The sequence below is a fragment of the Arthrobacter phoenicis genome (assembly GCF_047238215.1).
GTDB lineage: Bacteria > Actinomycetota > Actinomycetes > Actinomycetales > Micrococcaceae > Arthrobacter.
In genome coordinates this window covers 863818-883906 of the sequence record NZ_JBDFMK010000001.1, presented here as the reverse complement: position 1 = coordinate 883906, position 20089 = coordinate 863818, and the positions used below count along the sequence as shown (strand labels likewise).

The 20089-nt window shown below is 68.7% G+C and carries 15 protein-coding genes; 11 read left to right on the top strand and 4 right to left on the bottom strand.

Translation table 11 applies throughout. The annotated features are described in order from the left end of the window. Positions 1-139: 139 nt before the first annotated feature. From ABC337_RS03885 to ABC337_RS03860, 6 genes are all read left to right on the top strand, one after another. Positions 140-1873, top strand: coding sequence for an ABC transporter ATP-binding protein (locus ABC337_RS03885; RefSeq protein WP_412882283.1), 1734 nt, complete (start codon positions 140-142; stop codon positions 1871-1873). Positions 1874-2013: 140 nt separating this feature from the next. Further along, positions 2014-3954 (top strand): ABC transporter ATP-binding protein, encoded by a 1941-nt coding sequence (locus ABC337_RS03880; RefSeq protein WP_412883222.1) that lies wholly within the window; start codon positions 2014-2016, stop codon positions 3952-3954. 125 nt (positions 3955-4079) lie between these two features. Then, complete coding sequence (locus tag ABC337_RS03875) at positions 4080-4499, top strand: acyl-CoA thioesterase (protein ID WP_412883223.1); 420 nt, start codon at positions 4080-4082, stop codon at positions 4497-4499. 125 nt (positions 4500-4624) lie between these two features. Beyond that, complete coding sequence (locus ABC337_RS03870; protein WP_412882284.1) at positions 4625-4879, top strand: hypothetical protein; 255 nt, start codon at positions 4625-4627, stop codon at positions 4877-4879. Between the two features lie 92 nt (positions 4880-4971). Further along, positions 4972-7203, top strand: coding sequence for an McrB family protein (locus ABC337_RS03865; protein ID WP_412882285.1), 2232 nt, complete (start codon positions 4972-4974; stop codon positions 7201-7203). A 121-nt stretch (positions 7204-7324) separates the two neighbouring features. Then, a complete protein-coding gene (locus tag ABC337_RS03860; RefSeq protein ID WP_412883224.1) occupies positions 7325-8521 on the top strand; it encodes a 5-methylcytosine restriction system specificity protein McrC in 1197 nt (398 codons plus the stop codon). A gap of 15 nt (positions 8522-8536) precedes the next feature. On the opposite strand, the gene ABC337_RS03855 is transcribed toward ABC337_RS03860, so the two are convergent. From ABC337_RS03855 to ABC337_RS03845, 3 genes are all read right to left on the bottom strand, one after another. Then, on the bottom strand, positions 8537-8794 hold the full coding sequence (locus tag ABC337_RS03855) for a hypothetical protein (RefSeq protein ID WP_412882286.1): 258 nt from the start codon (positions 8792-8794) through the stop codon (positions 8537-8539). Between the two features lie 241 nt (positions 8795-9035). Further along, positions 9036-9539, bottom strand: coding sequence for a very short patch repair endonuclease (locus ABC337_RS03850; protein ID WP_412882287.1), 504 nt, complete (start codon positions 9537-9539; stop codon positions 9036-9038). A gap of 73 nt (positions 9540-9612) precedes the next feature. Next, positions 9613-10047: a pyridoxamine 5'-phosphate oxidase family protein gene (locus tag ABC337_RS03845; protein ID WP_412882288.1), complete on the bottom strand. Its 435-nt coding sequence runs from the start codon at positions 10045-10047 to the stop codon at positions 9613-9615. Between the two features lie 198 nt (positions 10048-10245). Between ABC337_RS03845 and ABC337_RS03840 the strand changes: the two genes are divergently transcribed. The 3 genes from ABC337_RS03840 (at position 10246) to ABC337_RS03830 (ending at position 13001) form a co-directional block, all read left to right on the top strand. Next, the gene (locus tag ABC337_RS03840) at positions 10246-10887 is read left to right on the top strand and encodes a DUF6318 family protein (RefSeq protein ID WP_412882289.1); all 642 of its coding nucleotides are present in this window, start codon (positions 10246-10248) and stop codon (positions 10885-10887) included. Next, positions 10854-11819 (top strand): hypothetical protein, encoded by a 966-nt coding sequence (locus ABC337_RS03835; RefSeq protein ID WP_412882290.1) that lies wholly within the window; start codon positions 10854-10856, stop codon positions 11817-11819. The genes ABC337_RS03840 and ABC337_RS03835 overlap by 34 nt, the downstream gene beginning before the upstream one ends. Before the next feature lie 111 nt (positions 11820-11930). Next, on the top strand, positions 11931-13001 hold the full coding sequence (locus tag ABC337_RS03830; protein WP_412882291.1) for an alkene reductase: 1071 nt from the start codon (positions 11931-11933) through the stop codon (positions 12999-13001). Between the two features lie 85 nt (positions 13002-13086). On the opposite strand, the gene ABC337_RS03825 is transcribed toward ABC337_RS03830, so the two are convergent. Then, positions 13087-16743, bottom strand: a complete 3657-nt coding sequence (locus tag ABC337_RS03825; RefSeq protein ID WP_412882292.1) for a TM0106 family RecB-like putative nuclease — start codon at positions 16741-16743, stop codon at positions 13087-13089. 148 nt (positions 16744-16891) lie between these two features. On the opposite strand from ABC337_RS03825, the gene ABC337_RS03820 reads away from it, so the two are divergent. Both ABC337_RS03820 and ABC337_RS03815 read left to right on the top strand, forming a co-directional pair. Further along, entirely contained in the window at positions 16892-17473 is a 582-nt protein-coding gene (locus ABC337_RS03820) for an SOUL family heme-binding protein (protein ID WP_412882293.1), read from the top strand. Between the two features lie 14 nt (positions 17474-17487). Further along, positions 17488-19923, top strand: coding sequence for a Tex family protein (locus ABC337_RS03815; RefSeq protein WP_412882294.1), 2436 nt, complete (start codon positions 17488-17490; stop codon positions 19921-19923). Positions 19924-20089 lie beyond the last annotated feature (166 nt).

The following is a 20089-nucleotide window of genomic DNA, read 5'->3' as shown; positions in this document are numbered from 1 at the left end:
CCGTTGGTCTGCCTTTCCTGACGCTGTTCCGCCGGCGCCCAAGACCTCGTAGAGTTGGACGGCTAAGGCTGTCAGCCCCTGCTGCTTTACTTTTGTCATGTATTTGGATTAACCGCTTCTTCCAGAAGGACCAGTGGGCATGCTTCTCACCCTCATCAGGCGCTACTCGAGGCCGTACCTGCCGTTCATCGCGGCCGTCGTCGTCTTCCAGTTGGCCTCCACCATCGCTGCGCTGTACCTGCCCAGCCTCAACGCCCAGATCATTGACGAGGGCGTCTCCCGTGGCGACACCGACTACATCTGGCGCACCGGCGCCCTGATGCTCGGCGTCGCCCTGGTCCAGGTGGTCACGGCCATCGCGGGCGTCTACTTCGGTTCCCGGGCCGCGATGGCGTTCGGCCGGGACCTGCGCCGGGGCGTCTTCCACAAGGTCAGCAGCTTCTCCGCCCGCGACGTCAATGTCTTTGGGGCGCCGTCGCTGATCACCCGCGGCACCAATGACGTGCAGCAGGTGCAGATGCTGATGCTGATGGCGCTCAACTTCATGGTGGCCACGCCCATCATGTGCATCGGCGGCATCGTGATGGCCCTCCGCGAGGACCTGAACCTCTCCTGGCTGGTGTGGGTGTCCGTGCCGCTGCTGGTGGTGGTGGTCGGCTACCTCGTGGTCCGGCTGATGCCGCTGTTCCGCTCCATGCAGGCCAAGATCGACCGGCTCAACGCCGTCCTGCGCGAGCAGATCATCGGCATCCGCGTGGTCCGCGCCTTCGTCCGTGAACCGCACGAGGAGCAGCGCTTCGGCGCGGCCAACCAGGACCTGACCAACGTCTCGCTCAAGATCGGTTCGCTGTTCGTCCTAATGTTCCCGGCGATCGGCATGATCCTGCACATCTCCACCGCCGCCGTGCTCTGGTTCGGCGGGCAGCGGGTGGACGCGGGGGAGATGCAGGTCGGCTCGCTGACCGCGTTCCTGCAGTACCTGCTCCAGATCCTGATGGCGGTCATGATGGGCACCTTCATGGCCATGATGATCCCCCGCGCCTCCGTCTGCGCGGACCGCATCGGCGAGGTGCTCGACGTCGAACCCTCCATCCACGAACCCGGCACCCCCGTCGCGCCCGCCGCCCGGGCCGGCCGGGTGGAGTTCCGGAACGTCTCCTTCGCCTACCCCGGCGCCGAGGCCCCCGTGCTCAGCGACATCAGCTTCACCGCCGAACCCGGCCAGACGGTGGCCATCATCGGCTCCACCGGCGCCGGCAAGAGCACCCTGCTGGCCCTGCTCCCGCGCCTCTTCGACGCCGCCGCCGGCGAGGTTCTCCTGGACGGCGTCCCCGTCACCAACCTGGACCGCGCCGAGATCACCGGCCGCGTGGCCATGGTCCCGCAGCGCCCCTACCTGTTCTCCGGAACCATCGGGCACAACCTGCGGTTCGGTAAGTCCGAGGCGACCGACGCCGAACTCTGGGACGCCCTCACCGTGGCGCAGGCCGCCGACTTCGTCCGGGAGAAGAAGAACGGCCTCGACGCCCGGATCGCCCAGGGCGGCACCAACGTCTCCGGCGGCCAGCGCCAGCGGCTCTGCATCGCCCGGGCCCTGGTCACCGAACCGAAGGTCTTCCTCTTCGACGACTCGTTCTCCGCGCTCGACGTCGCCACCGACGCCCGGCTGCGCAAGGCCCTCAAGGCCAAAACCGCGGATGCCACCGTCATCATCGTGGGCCAGCGGGTCTCCACCATCGCCGACGCGGACCAGATCCTGGTGTTGGACAAGGGCCGGATCGTGGACCGCGGCACCCACGAGGAGCTCCTCGAAAGCTCCAGCACCTACCAGGAAATCGTCGAATCCCAGCTGACCGCGGAGGCCATCGCGTGAGCACCAACGAAAAGCTCGGCCGCACCGCGCCGAACGAAACCCCTCTCGACGGCACCGTGACCGGCCCGCAGGAGGGACAAGACACCGTCGACGAGGACTTCGTCGAGGAGGAATTCACCCCCGGCGAGGCCGACGGCGGCATGTTCGGCGCCGTCCCGGCAAAGAAGGCCCAGCACTTCTGGCCCTCGGCGAAGCGCCTGATGGGCCTGCTCAAACCCGAACGGACAGGCATCATCGCCGTCCTGGCAATGGTGACCGTCGCCGTCGTCCTCAACGTCGTCGCACCCCGGATCCTCGGTCGGGCCATGGACGTGATCTTCGGCGGAGTCGTCGGCAAGCAGCTCCCCGCCGGGGCCACCAAGGACCAGTTCATCGCCGGGCTCCGCGCCCAGGGCCAGGACAACTTCGCGGACATGCTCTCCCGGATGGACGTGATCCCCGGCGTTGGCATCGACTTCCAAAAGCTCGCGTTCCTCATCAGCGTGGTGCTGGTGATGTACTTCGTCGCCAACATCTTCCTCTGGCTGCAGGGTTACGTCCTCAACGTCCTGGTCATGCGGGTGGTGCGCCGGCTGCGGGATGACACCGAGAAGAAGCTCAACGCCCTGCCGCTGAACTACTTCGACACCCGGCAGCGCGGCGACATCCTCTCCAGGGTCACCAACGACGTCGATAACATCCAGCAGGCCCTGCAGCAGGCGTTCGCGCAGCTGGTGAATTCGGCGCTGACCGTGATCGGCATCGTCATCATGATGTTCATCGTGTCCTGGCAGCTGGCCCTGATCGCCCTCATCGCGCTGCCGCTCTCCGGGGTGGCCGCCGGTGTCATCGGCGCGCGCAGCCAGAAGCTGTTCGCCGCGCAGTGGAAGAACACCGGCGAGCTGAACGGCCAGATCGAGGAGTCCTTCTCCGGCCACGACCTGGTCCGGGTCTTCGGCCGCGACGCGGACATGCTGGCCCGCTTCGATGAGCGCAACGAGGAACTCTACAAGGCCAGCTTCGGCGCCCAGTTCGTCTCCGGCATGATCATGCCGGTGATGCAGTTCGTCTCCTACCTCAGCTACGTGGGCATCGCCGTCGTCGGCGGCCTGCGCGTGGCCTCCGGCGGGATGAGCCTGGGCGACGCCACCGCGTTCATCCAGTACTCCCGCGAGTTCACCCAGCCGCTGGGCCAGATGGCCGGCATGGCCAACATGCTGCAGTCCGGCGTCGCCTCGGCCGAGCGCGTGTTCGAGTTCCTCGACGCCGACGAGCAGGATCCGGAGACCGCCACCGAGCAGCTGCCGGCCAGGACCGACGGTCACGTGGAGTTCAACCACGTCACCTTCAGCTACACCCCGGACAAGCCGCTGATCGAGGACCTGTCCTTCACCGCCGAACCCGGCCACACAGTCGCGATCGTCGGACCCACCGGCGCCGGCAAGACCACGCTGGTGAACCTGGTGATGCGCTTCTACGAGCTCAACGCCGGCACCATCACCCTGGACGGCGTGGACATCACCCGGCTCAGCCGCGCCGAACTCCGCTCCAAGGTGGGCATGGTGCTGCAGGACGCCTGGCTGTTCGGCGGCACCATCTACGAGAACATCCGCTACGGCAAGCTGGACGCCACCGAGGACCAGATCATGGCCGCCGCGAAGGCCACCTTCGTGGACCGCTTCGTCCGGGCCCTGCCGGACGGGTACGACACGGTCATCGACGAGGAAGGCAACAACGTCAGCGCCGGCGAAAAGCAGCTGATCACCATCGCCCGCGCCTTCGTGGCCGACCCGTCGCTGCTGATCCTGGACGAGGCCACCAGCTCGGTGGACACCCGCACCGAGGCGCTGGTCCAGAAGGCCATGGCCGCGCTGCGGACCGAACGGACCAGCTTCGTCATCGCACACCGGCTCTCCACCATCCGGGACGCGGACACCATCCTGGTGATGGAGGCCGGCCGGATCGTGGAGCAGGGCCGGCACGCCGAGCTGCTCGAGAGCCAGGGCGCCTACTACCGGCTGTACATGTCCCAGTTCGCCGGCGAGGACGCGGAGGCGGCACTGGCCGACGCCGCGGGCGGCCCGGCGCCGGTACGCAGCTGAGCGCCGCGGCGGCCGGGGGCCCCGAGGCCTTGGGCGGAACCGACGGTCCCGTCCCCGGGAGCGCAGGCGCCGGGAGCGCAGCCTCCGGGGGAGCGGAGCCGCGACGGCTGGAGGTGCGGGTGCCGATGCGCTGGGGCGACATGGACGCCTACGGCCATATCAACAATGTCCAGCTGGTCCGGATCCTGGAGGAGGCGCGCATCGCCGCCTTCGGGCCGCCCGGCGGCACCGGACTGCCCGGCCTTGAGCCGGTGGTCCCGCTCTTCAACGAGGTTCCTGCCGGCATCCTGGCGCTGGTGGTCGAACACCGCATCCGCTACGTCCGGACCCTGGAGTACCGCAACATCCCGGCCCTCGTGCAGCTCTGGATCGGCGCAGTCAAGGGTGCCAGCTTCGACATCCACTACTTGGTCCAGGACCCCGTGACCGGCGAGGACTGCGTCAAGGCCAGCAGCCACCTGGCCTTCGTGGACGAGGCCACCGGCCGGGTGGTGCGGCTGACCCCGGAGCAGAAGGCCAAGCTGGAGCAGTTCACCGCCCACTGACGACGCGGAGCTTCCCACGGCGGAACGGGGCGGGAGGCCCTTACCGCGGCCGCCCGCCCCGCCCTAGACTGGACGCGCCCCACGGGCATCGGCAACAGAACCGACCAGAGCGAGGAGCACGGACCATGGCCAAGCGAAGCAAGGCGGCGGGCAGGAAGAAGACGTGGAAGGAACTCTCGCCGATGGCGAAGTTCGGCACCGTCACGGCGGCCCTCGTTCAGCTCTCCCTCCTGGTCGCGGCGCAACGGGACATCTCCCGCCGCCCGGCGGAGGAAATCCGTGGCAGCAAGGCGCTCTGGCGTGTGGCCACGCTGGTGAACTTCGTCGGGCCCGGCAGCTACTTCACCTTCGGCGTGAAGCGCAAGGCCGGCGGCAAGTAGCCCGCACGGGCGCTTGGAGAACGTCCCGGACGGTCCGGCGGCGGGCCGCCCCGTGATGCGGGCGTTCAGCTTAAGCCTGTAAATTGGAGGGCATGACCCCCCACAAAAAGCCTGCCATGCACCGCGCCCTCGGTATCTCCAAGGAAATCGAAGACGCGGCGTGGTTTGTGCTCGGCCCGGGTCTGCTCGGCAAGGCGTCGCCGCTGGACGGCCGCACCCGGACCTGGTCCGTGGCCGCCGCCTCGGAGCTGCTGGAGCGGCTGGAACGGGGCATCCCGGACCCCAAGGCACCCATGATGACCAACCTGCGGGAAAACCTCGAGGGGGCCACCCGCGGCGCGAAGCAGCTCGCCGTCGAACTGCTGTTCCTGCAGTCACTCCCGCTGGCCCACGAGGTGAAGTCCCTCAAGGTCAAGCGCGCCCGCGTGGCCGAGGCCGCGTCCTGGCTCGAGCCTCCCCTGGACCTGCCGGAGGAGCTCTACGCCGGCATGACGGATCACGGCGTCATCCGGGACCGCACCGCCGAGTTCAACTGGACCATCTGGGACCACCTGAAGTGGCTCTGCCGCTTCGTCCGCCACGTCGCGCAGCGTCCCGCCGGCGTCGTGCAGGCCGCCATCAAGGACCCGCTGGCGTTCCACGAGCTGACCATGGGCACCCCCGATGACCAGCCGGCGATCCGCCGCAGCATCGAATTCCTGGTCTGGCCGGCCTACTTCGAACCGATCGTGGCCGACGTCGAACGCCAGGAGATCCGGGACGCGTTCGCCTCCCTCATCGGTGGCGCCAAGGGCGACTCGGACGAGGAAATCTCCGCCGACATCCACCGCATCCGCCTGCACCTGGACGAGCAGGCCGGACAGCGGATCGACTGGTACTCCCGGCAGCTGGTCAGCCAGTGGCGCAAGGTGGGGGACCCCGGCCGCCGCGCCTGGCTGCTGCGCAGCCACCACGACAACGCCGAGCTGCTCGCCGCATGGCAGGACGAGGAAGCGGTGACGCTCGACGTCGAGCACCTCCGCCAGCTCGACCCGGGAGTCACCGCGGGCCTGGTCCAGCACGCCGTCGACGAAGACTACAAGCACCTGAGCTACGTCGAGCGCGAGGACACCAAGACCGCCGTCTTCGCCTTCCTGACCGTCATGAAGCCGGGCGACCTCACCCTCTACCAGAGCGCCGGCGCGGTGCGCGTGGGCGTGGTGCTGGGCGAGCCCGAACAGAACGAGGACAACCGCCGGCTGCGCCGCAAGGTCCGTTGGTTCGACGGCGACCACCAGCTGGCCGAGCTGCCCCGGCACGTGCAGCGGCAGCTGGCCAGCTCCGGCGTCGTCGTGGACGTCACCCGCGTCATCCAGGCGCTCGAGGCGCTGCTCCCGGCCGAGGCCGAGGGTGACACCGTCGACGGCGACGAGCCGGCCGCCGTCGTCGAGCCCGTGGTTGAAGGCTTCCGGCCCCTGACCCCGGAGTTCGCCGCGACCCTGCACATGGACCTGGAGCCGCTGCAGGAAATCGCCGAAATGCTGGAGGAGAACCGGCAGCTGGTGCTCTACGGCCCGCCCGGCACCGGCAAGACCTACCTGGCCAAGCACCTCGCCGCGGAACTGGCCGGCGATACCGGCGACGAGCGGGTCAAGCTGGTGCAGTTCCACCCCTCGTACGCCTACGAGGACTTCTTCGAGGGCTACCGCCCGGACAAGACCGACGAGGGCCAGGTGTCCTTCAAGCTGGTGGCCGGTCCGCTGCGCCGGCTGGCCGAGGAAGCCGCGAAGCCGGGCAACGAGAACAAGCCCTACTTCCTGATCATCGACGAGATGAACCGCGCCAACCTGGCGAAGGTCTTCGGCGAGCTGTATTTCCTGCTGGAGTACCGCGACGACCGGATCTACCTGCAGTACAGTCCCACCGAGCCGTTCTCGCTGCCGGACAACCTCTACATCATCGGCACCATGAACACCGCGGACCGCTCCATCGCCATGATGGACGCCGCGATCCGGCGCCGGTTCTCCTTCATCGAGCTGCACCCCAGCACCGAACCCGTGCAGGGAACGCTGCTGCGGTTCCTGCAGGCCCGAGGCCTCGACACGACGCCGGCGCTGCTGCTCGATGAGCTGAACAACGCAATCGATGAGTGGGACCGGGACCTGATGATCGGGCCGTCCTACTTCATGAAGAAGGCCGCCCAGACCCCGGCGGGGCTGCGGCGGATCTGGAAGTACGAACTGATGCCGCTGCTCGAGGAGCACTACCACGGTCAGCTGAACCGCGCCCAGCTGCAGGAGCGGTTCGGGCTCGAGCAGTTGATGGGTCGCCTTGCCCGCGTCTAGCGCCCTCCGGGACGGGTACGCGCAGCCGGGCTCCGGGCAGCCCGGCGACGGGCGGTCACCCGGGCGGGGCGACGGCGGCCACGCGGGTCCCGCCGGGCAGCCGGCCGCCCGGCACATCGCTATGGACGAGCTGTCCCAGGGCGTGGTGGAGCGCCTCGATCCCGGCAGCGCCGCGTACATCAACGGCAGCGGCCTGGCCAAGGCGTCGCCGCTGGGCATGGGCCTGTTCCGGATCGAACCGGTCGGGAAGGTCGGCTCGGTCCGCACCCCCACGGTCCAGCTGGAGGTCCGGCCCAAGGAGCGTCTGGGTCTCGCCCGACTGCTGTTCCTGCTCGGCTACACCGAGAACCAGGGCTTTCGCGATGACGCGGTTGCTGCGGTAGAGGACGCCGAACTCTGGAGTGCCCTGGCCGAGTCCCTGGCCCAGCTCGCCGACCGGGCGTTGAGCAGCGGCGTCCTGCAGGGGTACCTGAATGTGGACGAATCGCTGCGGACCGTCAAGGGCAGGATCCGGATCTCGGACCAGATTTCCCGGCGGCCCGGCATGCTGGTGCCGCTGGAGGTCTCCTACGACGAATTCACCGAGGACATTCCGGAAAACCGGATCCTGCGCGCGGCGTTGGAGCGGATGTCGCAAGTGCCGGGGGTCCGGGCGGACGTCTTGAGCCGGCTGCGGCGGTTGAAGGGCAAGCTCGACGCCGTCACCCGGCTGCAGTCCGGGGCGCCGCTGCCGCCGTGGCGGGCCAGCCGGATGAATGTCCGGTACCACCCGGCGCTGCGCCTGGCCGAACTCATCCTGCGCAACGCCTCGGCCGAGGCCGGCGACGGCAAGCAGCAGGCGGCGTCGTTCGTCGTCGACATGGCCAAGGTCTTTTCCGACTTCGTAGGCGTCGCCCTGCGCGAGGCGATGGGCGCATTCCCGGGAGAGATGCGGCTGCGGTACAACGCCATGCTGAACGAGGCGGTGGACGACGCGGACCGGATCATGGTCCAGCCCGGCGCGGTGCACCTGCTCGGCGGCCGTCCCGTGATGGTGTACGACGCGAAGTACCAGGCCGCGTCCGACGTCGGTGCCTCCCTCTCGGGGGACCATTACCGGATGCTGGCCTACTGCACGTCGCTGCGGGTGCCTACCGCCTGGCTGATCTACCCGGGGTCGGGGGAGATCAAGCTGCGCCGGATCCTGAACACGGACATCGACGTGGTGGAGTTTCCGCTTGATCTGTCCCAGCCGCCGGCGCAGATTCTCGCCTCGGTGGCAGACCTGGCTCAGCAGTCGTGGGGCGAAGTGGTGCGTCAGGCAACCATCAGCCGCTAGGCCGGTGGCCTGTGGTTAGGCCGTGCCGTCCTGAACGGTGGTGGAAACCGAGAGCAGGTGGTTCAGCAGCGCCTTCTCGGGCTGGCCTGGATTGTCCGCCACGTGCTGGCGGAGACGTTCGCGGACGAGTGCCTCTTCGGGGTTCTCGTCGGAAAGAATGGCGTCGATGATGTCGGTCACCTGCCGGCGGAGGGGATCGAGCTCCGACGCGGCCTCCGGACTGCGAACCGCGTGCAGCGGGCGGGCCTCGGTGGACAACAATAGGTGTGGCATCGTGCTTCTCCTGAGGAGTGAGTAGTACCCCCACGTACTGACCGATAGAGTCCTAGTTCCCCGAATGCCGAGTTTAGCCCAGGTGCGCAAGACTGTCTCTGGGCAGGGCCCAGATATTTCCGACGCGAGCATACCGGCACAGGTCTCTTACCCCGAAATCGTCAACGGCGCACGACGGCGGGTTGCATCAAACCGGCGCTGGGGCAGTGCCGGCGATGCCGAGATTACCGGCCGGTAGCGCCTAGGACGCGGAGGCTGCGCGCGAAGGGTTCGACGGCGTGTCGTGCGTCACGTTGGCGCCGTGCGTTGCGTTGCCGGAGCTTTCCGGGCCGAGGAAGGATTCCAGCTCGGCTTCCAAAGCGGGGAGATCGTTGATGCGGCACTCCCAGAGCGTGAGGACCTCCCAGCCCAGGTCTTCGAGCCGCTTGCGCTGTTCGGCGTCGCGGGCCTTCGTGCGGCTGCGTTTGGTCTCCCAGAACTCGGCGTTGCTCTTCGGCGCGTGCTGGCCCACGCGGCAGTCGTGGAAATGCCAGAAGCAGCCGTTCACGAAGATGACCTTGCGCCGGCCGGCGAACACGAGGTCCGGGTTGCCCGGGAGCTTGCCGCCCCGGGCGGTGCCGTGGAGGCGGTAGCGGTAGCCCTTGGCGTGCAGAAGCCTGCGGACCAGGAGCTCGGGTTTGGTGTTCTTGCCCCGGATGCGGGACATGTTCCAGCTGCGCCGTTCCGGGGTCAGACTGTCCGCCATGAGTTAAGTCTAGGCAGGGCTGCCGGCTGCGGCCGGCCGTGTTTCTGGTGGGTATTCTTCCCGCGGCTCTGCCCTAGATGTCCCGTTCCGGGTGTTCGCCGAACTGGAAGTGGCGTCCGCTGACGGCGGTGGGGGCGATCTCGACGTAAAAGTCCTTGAGCGTGGGAACCCAGGGCTTGAGCTGAAGCGCCTCCGCGGCGGCGATCTCCGCGGAGTGTTCCAGGGCGCGTGCCGTTCCGCGCACCACCACCGACCAGGCTTCTTCGGAGAGGATGCCGTCCGTTTCGAAAAGGACCTTGGCGTTGATGGTGAGCTCGGCGAGTTTGTTGCCGGGGGCGGTGCGCAGATAGAGCTTTCGGTCAGCGGCGGCGTAGTTCACCGGGAAGATGTCCGGCTCGCCACCGACGGTGACAACCAGCCTTCCGTGTTTGGTGCCTTCGATGAGTTTCCAGCATTGATCCTCGGTCAGAGTCAGGATCGGTTGACCTTCAGCGTGTTCGAACATCATGGGCCCATTCTTCTATCCGGCGTAGAAGGACGCCAGAGGCCGAAAGGAACTGTTTGCCTCGAAATTTGGGCGGTCCGAATGATCTGTGGATAACTCTTACCGGGGGCCTGCGGTTCAGTTACCCTTAGGCATTGTTTGGATTTCAGGCGTCATGATTTTCTATTGGGGGATCAGCTGAACATGCCATCTCATAGTCCAATGTCCCGCCGGCTCGGAGCCGCAGCTGCCCTCTTTCTTGCCGCGCTGATCGGAACCACGTCCTGCTCGGGCGGACAGCCGCCCCCACCGGCGCCGACGACGGCGGCCCCCGCGGAATCCTCAGCCTCGCCATCGCCGGCAACCACGTCGGCCACGGCTTCTGCCGCACCCGCCTACAAGCCGGCCGATGCCGCCGGCCGCGCCCAGAACGTCCCCGTCCCTGTCCTGCCCGAGGCCGCCAAAGCGGAGACCAAGGAAGGGCTCGAGGCCTTTGCGAAGTACTGGTTCGAGGTGCTCAGCTATGGGTACGAAACCGGAGATGTGAGCCGGTTGGATGCGATCACCTCGAGCGATTGCCAGCTGTGCTCGAATGTTGCCAAGTCCATAAGCACTAATTACCAACCCGATAGGTGGCTCGTCGGAGGAAAAATCGCGACTCCCTCGATCACCGGAAACGCTGGCCCGGATGCGAACGCCAATTATCAGGTTGTCGTGCAGGTTCGGCAGTCTGCTATCGCGTACTACAAAAGTGATGGCTCGGAATTCCGCGCTGCCACCCCGCCCTCCGACACCGGCAATGTGATGCTCGCCGTCTTTAAGGACGCAGCGTGGCGGGTGGCGGGATTGCACCCCATCCGATGAAGCCAAAACGTCGCCTATCCCGGCTGTTCATTGTGCTGGCGCTGGGCTTATCTCTGCTCTTCCGGGCTTCCGGCGCGGCGGTCGCCGACGAAGGGACGGACGCAGGATTCGGAAATCAGGGAGTCAATGTTGGTGGCTGGCGGCTGGACCCTGAAACCGGGCAATTCGCGCCACTGGGATCTGGAGTTCTCGCAAATGACCCCTACCAATACAAATACGAACTCCAATGTCATCTGGGCGGGGGAGAGTTCGACACGGTCTGCCTGGGCGATCTGGTCGACTGTAAATCCGGCCCGGACGGCAAACCCGGAATTCCTGTGGTCTGGCTCAAAGCGCCGGCTGGCGTGCCCAATCCGGTGTGGAGCTTCCACTCGGGGCCAACCTGCCTCTTCGATCCAAAACCGGCGGATCTGCTGCCGCGCATCGCCGCGATGATTCAGACCGAGTTTCAAAAGTTGCCGATCAACCCCGGGCGGGCCACCGCACAACCCAGCCCCCATACGCTCCGCGGAGCTGAAACTAATTTCTTCGCCACGTCGGCGGCTCAGCAATTCGACATCACCATCCTGAACCAGGCCGTCCATGTCACCGCCACCCCTGTCCAGTACACCTGGACGTACGGCGACGGCACCTCGCTGGGACCCACCCCGGCGGCTGGCGGCCCGCTGCCGCAAGAACGCTGGGGAGAGAAGACCGCCACCAGCCACGCCTACGCCGAGACCGGCGACTTCGGCGTCGTCCTCACCACTCATTTCCAAGGCACATACTCGGTCAACGGTGGGCCGCCGCTGCCCATCCCCGGACAGGGGCAGTTCAGCGGCCCCTCGCAGACTGTCAGCGTGTGGCGGTCCATCACCCGGAACTTCGCGGACGACTGCCTCCGCAACCCGCAAGGCCAGGGCTGCCCCGCCGGTGCCCCGCCGTCGCCCTGAACGCATTGTGACCCCAGCCCGAGCGAAAGTGATTCGAGTCTCAGCCGGAATAGTTGCACGCGCCTCCTTGCTGTTCTACGTGGACATCATCCACAGCGAAAGGAACCGCGCATGCTGTTTTCCACTTTGACCGTTGGCCAAATGGAGCTCCCGAACCGACTCGTCATGGCGCCGCTGACCCGCCTGCGCTCCGGCAGGGAAGGCGTCCCGGGCCCGCTGGTGGCTGAGCACTACCGGCAGCGCGCATCGCTCGGCCTGATCGTCAGCGAAGGCACCTACCCCAGCGAAGCCGGCCGCGGCTTCCCGGGCCAGCCCGGCCTGGTCACCGAGGAACAGCTCAAGGGCTGGGCCGACGTCACCGCCGCCGTCCACGCCGAGGGCGGACGCATCTTCGCCCAGGTCATGCACGCCGGCCGGGTCACCCACGAGGCCACCACCGGCGGCCACGAGGTCGTCGCCCCGAGCGCCATCGCGATCGACGGCGTCACCCGCACCTACGAGGGCAAGCAGTCCTTCCCGGTGCCGCGGGCCCTCGCCACCGACGAACTGCCGTCCATCCGCGACGAATTCGTCCGCGCCTCCCGCAACGCGATCGAGGCCGGGTTCGACGGCGTCGAGCTGCACTCCGCCAACGGCTACCTGCTGCACGAATTCCTCACCCCCGCCGCCAACCAGCGCGATGACAACTACGGCGGTTCCCCCGAGAACCGCGCGCGCTTCGTCATCGAGGTGGCTCAGGCCGTCGTCGACGCCGTGGGCGCGGACCGCGTGGGCATCCGCATCTCCCCGGAACACAACGTGCAGGGTGCCACCGAAACCGACGCAGCCGACGTTCGCGAGACCTACGGCATCCTGGTGGACGCCCTCTCGCCGCTCAAGCTGGCCTACCTGAGCGTCCTGCACAAGGACGCCGACAGCGAGCTGGTCAAGGACCTGCGCTCTCGCTTCGACGGCCCGTTCCTGCTGAACACCGGCTTCGGCGTCATCACCACCCGTGACGAGGCCGTCTCGCTGGTCGCCGACGGCCACGCCGACGCCGTGGTCGTGGGCCGCCCGGCCATCGCGAACCCGGACTTGGCCCGCCGCTGGCGTGAAGGACTGCCGGTCAACGAGCCGGACCAGTCCACGTTCTACGCCGACGGCGCCGAGGGTTACACGGATTACCCGTTCTACCAGAACTAAATCCCGGCAGCCCCGGCAGCCCCGGCTGCACCGGGGCGCCAGCAGGCGGCGGAGAGGAATGCCCTTCCTCTCCGCCGCCTGGCGTTTAAGCCCCGGTGCCGGTTCCGACCGATCGCTGGCACAGGGCAATGAAGCTGCCCAGTTGCTCCAGTGACGCCGGCAGCGGCGGCAGGTAGTGGGTCAGCTCCGGCGACCGGACGATGACCGCGCGCCACTGCCCCCGGGACACGGCCACGTTGATCCGGTTGCGGGAGAGCAGGAAGTCCATGCCGCGCGGTGCATCGGCCACGGCCGAGCAGGCCATCGACACCAGCACCACCGCCGCCTCTTGGCCTTGGAACTTGTCCACCGTGCCCACCCGGACACCGCCCAGACCGGCCCGGTTCAGTGCCTCCCGGATGAGGTTGACCTGGGCGTTGTAGGCGGCCACCACCAGGATGTCCGCGGTCCCCAACGGCCGGCTCTCCGCCGGGGTGTGCCACATCAGGCCGAGGTGCCGCCGGACCTGGCGGACGACTTCCGCCGCTTCCTCCGGGGACGAGGTGGTGTTGCCGGCGTGGGGGACCATGACCGTCTCGATTCCGGCCGGGACCCCGTCGAGGTGGCGCTGGTCGGCTGCCGGCGCCGACCGCAGCCGGCCGTCGTAGGCGAGCTCTGAGACGGCCCGGCAGAGCGCCGAGTTCATCCGCCACGAGTCGGCCAGGAAGTAGCCGAGCTCCGGCGGGAGTGTGGCGTGCCCCGCGGAGATCCAGCCGAGCGCCGATTCATCCACCGGCTCCGGGTGCTGGCCCTGGCTGACCTGCGGCAATTGCTGTGGGTCGCCCAGCAGCAAGAGTCTGCTGCTGGCCTGCGCCACCGCCAAGGTGTTGGCCAGCGAGAACTGCCCGGCCTCGTCGATCACCAGCAGGTCCAGGGCTCCGGCCGGGACGGTGGCGCCGGTGAGGGTCCAGGCGGTGCCGCCGATCAGCGCACCACCGCGCGAGGCGAGAAGCGCGGACACGTCCTTGGCGCTTCGGGCCTCCCAGGGGAGGGGCTCGGAGTGTTTGACGTCCTTGGCCACGAGGGCCGGGCTGACGCCGGCCGAGATGGCGGTGCTGAGGAGGTGTTCCACGACGGAGTGGGATTGTCCGACGACGCCGATTTTCCAGCCGCGCTCGACCAGCCGGGCGATGACGCGGGCACCGACGTAGGTCTTTCCCGTCCCGGGCGGGCCCTGCACGGCAAGGTAGGAGCGGTTCAGGCCCAGCACGGCGCCGGTGATGGCGTCGATGAACCGGTCCGGTCCCTCCCAGGGCTGCGGCAGGGGAGTACCTTCCGTCAGCCGGGGCGGCAGCCTGCGAACGAGGTCGAGGGCCGGGTGCCGCGTGAGAGTCCCCGACTCCAGGCCGGCGGCGACGTCGGCGGCCAACGTTTCCAGCGCCTGCTCCAGGCTCTTGGTGGCGATCGGCTGGTCTTCGGTGAGCGCAATCGGCAGGTCAGCGTAAGGCTCAATGTTCCGGTGAAGCCGGTCCCTGATGATGACCGTGTCCTTGCCGTCCTCGCCGCCGAGTTCCAGGACTTCGGTGCCAAACCAGCCGTTGCGGCCGGTCCCGCTCTTGCCGGTGCTTTCAAGTCCGGCGGGCAGCGGGTGGCCGTACATCCGGAACCACTTGCTGCCTTCGCGCAGGTCCGATCCCGGGCTGATGGTGCCGGTCAGCTTCACCCGGCGCTCCGGCAATTTCCGGCCTTCCTGCCGCCAGTCATCGAGGATCTCCGCGGACTCGACCAGGAAGACGTTCCGGTCCTCGCCATGGGTGTCCGGTCCCTGTTCGCACCGGTCGAAATGAGCCCACCAGAACGATTTCCGTTCCCTCCGGTGGTAGCTGACGGCGGCGGCCAGCATGGCGACGGCCTTGCGGTCGTCCTCGGCCAGGCCGGGCTCGGGCGCGGCGAAACGGAGGAGCGCGGCTTCGGCCGGCCCTACCGTTTCCGCGGCACCCTTCTCATCCCCGGAGCCTTCGGCAGCTGTCGCGCCTGAGGCGTCGCCCGGCCCCACAGCCGAGCCGTCGTCAGCCGTCGTGGGACCGCTCGTACTGCCCGCCGCGGGGGAGATGCCGCGTTCTTCCGCCCGCCGCAGCAACCAGTCCCGCAGTTCCAGGGTCGAGAGACAGTCGTACTCGTTGTAGTCCGAGATTCCGGCCAGGATGGCCGCCGCCTCCTCAGCCCGTCCGGCATCGCGCGCCTCGCAGTAGTGGGCGTAAGCCACCACGGAGGCGCCCGCGTCCTTCACGTCCCCGGTGCGGAGGTTGCTGCCCATGTAGAGCGGCTCGAGCCGCTTAATGCTGTAGGAGTTCTCCGAGATCCGGATGCTGTTGCGGACCGTCTGGTACAGGTCCACCAGCAGCCCGTCGCGCAGCCACTGGTCCACCGTGTCTTCGCCGGCGACGTGCTGCACCGAAAGCTTCCGCAGTGCGGTCTTCTCGTAGGGCGCGTAGTGGTAGACGTGCATGTCGGGAAACTCGCTGCGGCGCTTCTCGACGTAGTCCAGGAAGTCCAGGAACGCCTGCTTCTCCGTCTCACGGCTGTGGGCCCAGAACGGCCGGAAGACCCCCGGAGCGCCGGGCGAGGTGGGCGCCTCGATGACGCCGAAAAGGTATTCCAAACCCCACACCCCGGTGGCCGGATCCTGCCAGAGCGGGTCGCCCTCGAAGTCGAAGAAGATGTCCCCGGGGCTGGGCGGCGGAAGTTCCGCCAGTGTGTTCTGACCCAGCACGGCGTAGCGCAGCGTGTGCTCCTCGCCGTCCTTGCGGTACCGGACCTCCCCGTCCGCCGGGCCGCGCCCGCTCTGGATCCGGGCCTGGTCCTGCAGCCGCTGAAGCGTGGGGGAGGCGCCCGTTAGGTTGGCCTCCGCCAGCTCCGCCACCGTGTAGATACCCAGCGCGTGCAGGTTTTTCCGTTGCACCGCGTTCATCCGCGCCACCAGCAGCAGGTCGTCCGTGGCCGCCACCTGCTCCCGGCAGTAGTCGCAGCGGCCGCAGGCGCTGATGCCGTCCGCGCCCCACACAACGGGTCCTGGCTGGGCGGTGTGCGCCCCGGTCAGGGAAAGGAAGCGTTCGCGCCGCTCCCGGAAGACGGGGAGGATGTCCGCCAGTTGGTGGTGGCTCCGGACGTAATCGAAGCCGCCGCCGGGCAACGGCACGGTCGCGCCGAGGACCAGGGTGACGGCTGGGGCCACCTCGATGCCTGCCTTGAGCAGCTGGTCACCGTAGGCGGCCAGCTGCAGCAGGGCGGTCACCTTGGCGTGGCGGGCCAGCTTGGTATCGAACACCGCGTAGGCGCCGTCGTCCTGACGGACCAGGAAGTCGGAGCGGCCGTGAAACTGCCCGTCGAAAAAGGCGGCCTGGAAGACGACGTCGGCCCCGGCCCGCAGCGCCGCGATGGACTCCTCGTGCTTGGACACCAGGGCGGCGCGGTCCATGCCCTCGGCGGGGACGACGTCGTACACCCCGGCCCCTCGGTCCGCATCCCACGGGCCGAACTCGGCGACGAAGGTGTCCAGGACCCGGTGTTCGTGCACGTCGCCCAGCACCGCCGCGTGCTGGAGCATTTCATCGGGGCCGAAGTCGGCCTTCGCCGCCCGGCCGAGCTTCTCGTCCAGCTTGCGCAGCAGCTGATACTCGCACTCGGCGGCCACCACCAGGTCGCTCGCGGAGTAGACCAGGTCCGGGGCCGCGCCGGGTACTCCCGGTTCAAGGAAAAACACTGTGTCCCCGCCTCGTTTCTGTCCGCCTGCCTCTTTTGCCAAGCTACCAAAGCCCACTGACAAGAAAGACGTCTGGCCCCGCTCGGGAGGGCGGCGCCGCCGCCGGGTCTGGCCGCGCCGCGAGGACCGGCGTAGGGTCGGTACGACCATGACCGAACAGCAGCCCTTTGACCTGGTGCGTCGCTATCCGCACTTCGAACTCCGCCGCTACCCCGCCCACGTTGTGGCCGAGGTGCAGGTCAACGCCCGGTTCGACCGGGCCGGCAACGCGGCGTTCCGCTACCTCTTCAACTACATCAGCGGCGCCAACACCGCCGGGCAGAAGGTGGCCATGACCGCCCCGGTGCTGCAGGCCTCCGGACCCGGCCAGAAGATCGCCATGACCGCGCCGGTGCTGCAGCAGGGCCCGCTGCCGGGAAGCGACGGCCCGGCGGACTTCGCCGTGGCGTTCGTGCTCCCGGCCGGCATGACGGCGGAGACGGCGCCGGTGCCCACCAGCCCCGAAGTGCACATCCGCTCCGTACCCGGGTCCCTTGCCGCCGCCGTGCGGTTCTCCGGCGCGGGCACGGAGGACGCGTTCCGGCGCCGCCTCGAGGGCCTGCACGCGGCGCTGGCCCTGGCCGGCCTGACCCCGGTGGGGCCGCCGCGGTTCGCCCGGTTCGACCCGCCGTTCAAGCCCTGGTTTCTGCGCCACAACGAGGTGGTCCAGGACGTGCGCGAGCCCGGATAGGGCAAAATGGCTGGGTGAACTCCAGCTCCCAGCACCGCCCAGCCACCGCCATCGAGACCCTGATTGCCGAGGAGCTGGGCGTCAAAGCCTGGCAGGTCGCGGCCGCGATGGCCCTGCTCGACGGCGGCTCCACGGTGCCCTTCATCGCCCGCTACCGCAAGGAAGCCACGGGGACCCTCGATGACACGCAACTGCGCACCCTGGAGGAGCGCCTGCGCTACCTGCGCGAACTCGAGGACCGCCGCCGGACCATCCTCGAGGCGATCGCCGCGCAGGGCGCGCTCACCCCGGAACTGGAGGCCGCCGTCGTCGGCGCCGAGACCAAGTCCCGGCTCGAAGACATCTACCTGCCCTTCAAATCCAAGCGCCGCACCAAGGCCCAGGCGGCCCGCGAGGCAGGGCTGGAGCCGCTCGCGGACACGTTGCTCAAGCACCCGGACCGCGACCCGGAGCGGGAAGCGGCCCGCTACCTCAACCCCGAGCACGCCGTGGGGGACGCCGCCGCCGCGCTCGCCGGCGCCCGGTCCATCCTGGTCGAACGGGTCGCCCAGGACGCCGACTTGGCCGAGACGCTGCGCGAGCGGCTCTGGACGCAGGGCCGGATGGTCTCCCGGGTGAAGAAGGGCAAGGAGGCGGAGGGGCAGAAATTCAAGGACTACTTCGAGTTCGCCCAGGCGCCGGCCGGGATGCCCTCGCACCGGGTCCTCGCGCTGCTGCGGGGCGAGAAGGACGGGGTGCTCGAGCTGGACCTGAGCGAGGCGGCCCCGGACGACGACGCCGCCCTGGCCGCCGCCCGCGCCCGGTACGAGGCCGCCGTGGCCAGGTTCCTCGGCGTCGCCGACCGCGGCCGGCCCGCCGACGCGTGGCTCCTGCAGACCGCGCAGCAGGCCTGGCGCTCCCGCGTCCTGACCCGGCTGAGCGGTGACCTGCGCAGCCGGATGTTCGCCGCCGCGGAGGACGAGGCCGTGCGGGTCTTCGCCGCCAACCTCCGCGACGTGCTGCTCGCAGCCCCGGCCGGAAACAAGGCCACCCTTGGCCTGGACCCGGGACTGCGGACCGGCGTGAAGGTTGCCGTGGTGGACGGCACCGGCAAGGTCGTCGCCACGGACACGGTCTACCCGCACGCACCGGCCCGGAAATGGGACGAGGCGCTCCGCACCCTCACCGCCCTGGCCCGCAAACACGAGGTAAAACTGGTCGCGATCGGCAACGGCACCGCCTCCCGCGAGACGGACAAGCTCGCGGCCGAACTGATCAAGCAGCTCGGGGCCGGGGATGCCGCCCCGCGGAAGCTCGTCGTCTCCGAGGCCGGAGCGTCGGTCTACTCCGCCTCGGCGCTCGCCGCCGCGGAGCTGCCCGGCATGGATGTCTCCCTGCGCGGTGCCGTCTCGATCGCCCGGCGGCTGCAGGACCCCCTCGCCGAGCTGGTCAAGATCGAACCCAAGTCGATCGGCGTCGGCCAGTACCAGCACGACGTGACGGCCTCGAAGCTGGACCGTAGCCTGGACGCCGTCGTCGAAGACTGTGTGAACGCTGTCGGCGTGGACGTCAACACCGCCTCCCCGGCGCTGCTCAGCCGGGTGGCCGGCGTCGGGCCGCTGCTGAGCGAGAACATCGTGGCGTACCGGAACGAGCACGGCCCCTTCGCCAAGCGCAGCGAGTTGAAGAAGGTACCGCGGCTGGGTGCCAAGGCCTTCGAACAGTGCGCGGGCTTCCTCCGGATCAGCGGGGGAGCGGAGCCGCTGGACGCCTCCAGCGTGCACCCGGAGTCCTACCCGCTGGCGCGCCGGATCAAGGCCGCCGCCGGTGCGGGCAGCGTCGCGGCGCTGAACCCGCAGGACTTCGTGGACGGCAGCTTCGGCCTGCCCACGGTGCGGGACATCATCGCCGAACTGGAGAAGCCGGGCCGTGACCCGCGGCCCGAGTTCGCCGCGGCGAGCTTCCGTGAGGGGGTCGAGAAGATCTCTGACCTGGTTCCGGGCATGGTGCTGGAGGGGACGGTCACCAACGTGGCGGCGTTCGGTGCGTTCGTCGATGTCGGAGTGCACCAGGACGGGCTGGTTCACGTCTCGGCGCTGGCCAACCGGTTCGTCGCCGACCCGCACGAGGTGGTCAAGTCCGGCCAGGTGGTCCGGGTCAAGGTGCTCGAGGCCGACCCCGACCGCAAGCGCATCTCCCTGACCTTGCGGCTCGACGACGAACCCGGGCAGGGCAGGTCGGGCGGCGGGGCGCAGCGCCCGTCCGGCGGTGGTGCTCGGCGGGGTCAGTCCGACGGCGCCCAGCGCCCGTCCGGCGGCCAGGGCGGCGGCGACCGGCGGGGTGCGTCCGACGGCGACCGCCGGAGCCCGCGCGGGCCACGGCCGGCGTCGGCAGCCAAGGCGCCTGCCGCCCCGGCGCCGGGGAACACCGCGATGGCCGAAGCCCTGCGCCGGGCGGGCCTCGGGAAGTAGTCGCGTCCTTACCGTTCGTCGCGTAATTGCTACCGCTCGTCGTGAATCCGCACATCATTTGTCCGGAACCTCGACGCCGCCGTGTGATCTGCACCATGATTGCCGAAGGCAACGGCCCAAGTGAGGCCTTTCGCCTCTGTGCCCCGGGGAGGCGCAGATCAAACCG

Bases quoted from the DNA above. Each gene is read 5' to 3' on its own strand.
- ABC337_RS03885 (WP_412882283.1), top strand. From the start codon at position 140: ATGCTTCTCACCCTCATCAGGCGCTACTCGAGGCCGTACCTGCCGTTC.
- ABC337_RS03880 (WP_412883222.1), top strand. From the start codon at position 2,014: ATGTTCGGCGCCGTCCCGGCAAAGAAGGCCCAGCACTTCTGGCCCTCG.
- ABC337_RS03875 (WP_412883223.1), top strand. From the start codon at position 4,080: ATGCGCTGGGGCGACATGGACGCCTACGGCCATATCAACAATGTCCAG.
- ABC337_RS03870 (WP_412882284.1), top strand. From the start codon at position 4,625: ATGGCCAAGCGAAGCAAGGCGGCGGGCAGGAAGAAGACGTGGAAGGAA.
- ABC337_RS03865 (WP_412882285.1), top strand. From the start codon at position 4,972: ATGACCCCCCACAAAAAGCCTGCCATGCACCGCGCCCTCGGTATCTCC.
- ABC337_RS03860 (WP_412883224.1), top strand. From the start codon at position 7,325: ATGGACGAGCTGTCCCAGGGCGTGGTGGAGCGCCTCGATCCCGGCAGC.
- ABC337_RS03855 (WP_412882286.1), bottom strand. From the start codon at position 8,794: ATGCCACACCTATTGTTGTCCACCGAGGCCCGCCCGCTGCACGCGGTT.
- ABC337_RS03850 (WP_412882287.1), bottom strand. From the start codon at position 9,539: ATGGCGGACAGTCTGACCCCGGAACGGCGCAGCTGGAACATGTCCCGC.
- ABC337_RS03845 (WP_412882288.1), bottom strand. From the start codon at position 10,047: ATGATGTTCGAACACGCTGAAGGTCAACCGATCCTGACTCTGACCGAG.
- ABC337_RS03840 (WP_412882289.1), top strand. From the start codon at position 10,246: ATGTCCCGCCGGCTCGGAGCCGCAGCTGCCCTCTTTCTTGCCGCGCTG.
- ABC337_RS03830 (WP_412882291.1), top strand. From the start codon at position 11,931: ATGCTGTTTTCCACTTTGACCGTTGGCCAAATGGAGCTCCCGAACCGA.
- ABC337_RS03820 (WP_412882293.1), top strand. From the start codon at position 16,892: ATGACCGAACAGCAGCCCTTTGACCTGGTGCGTCGCTATCCGCACTTC.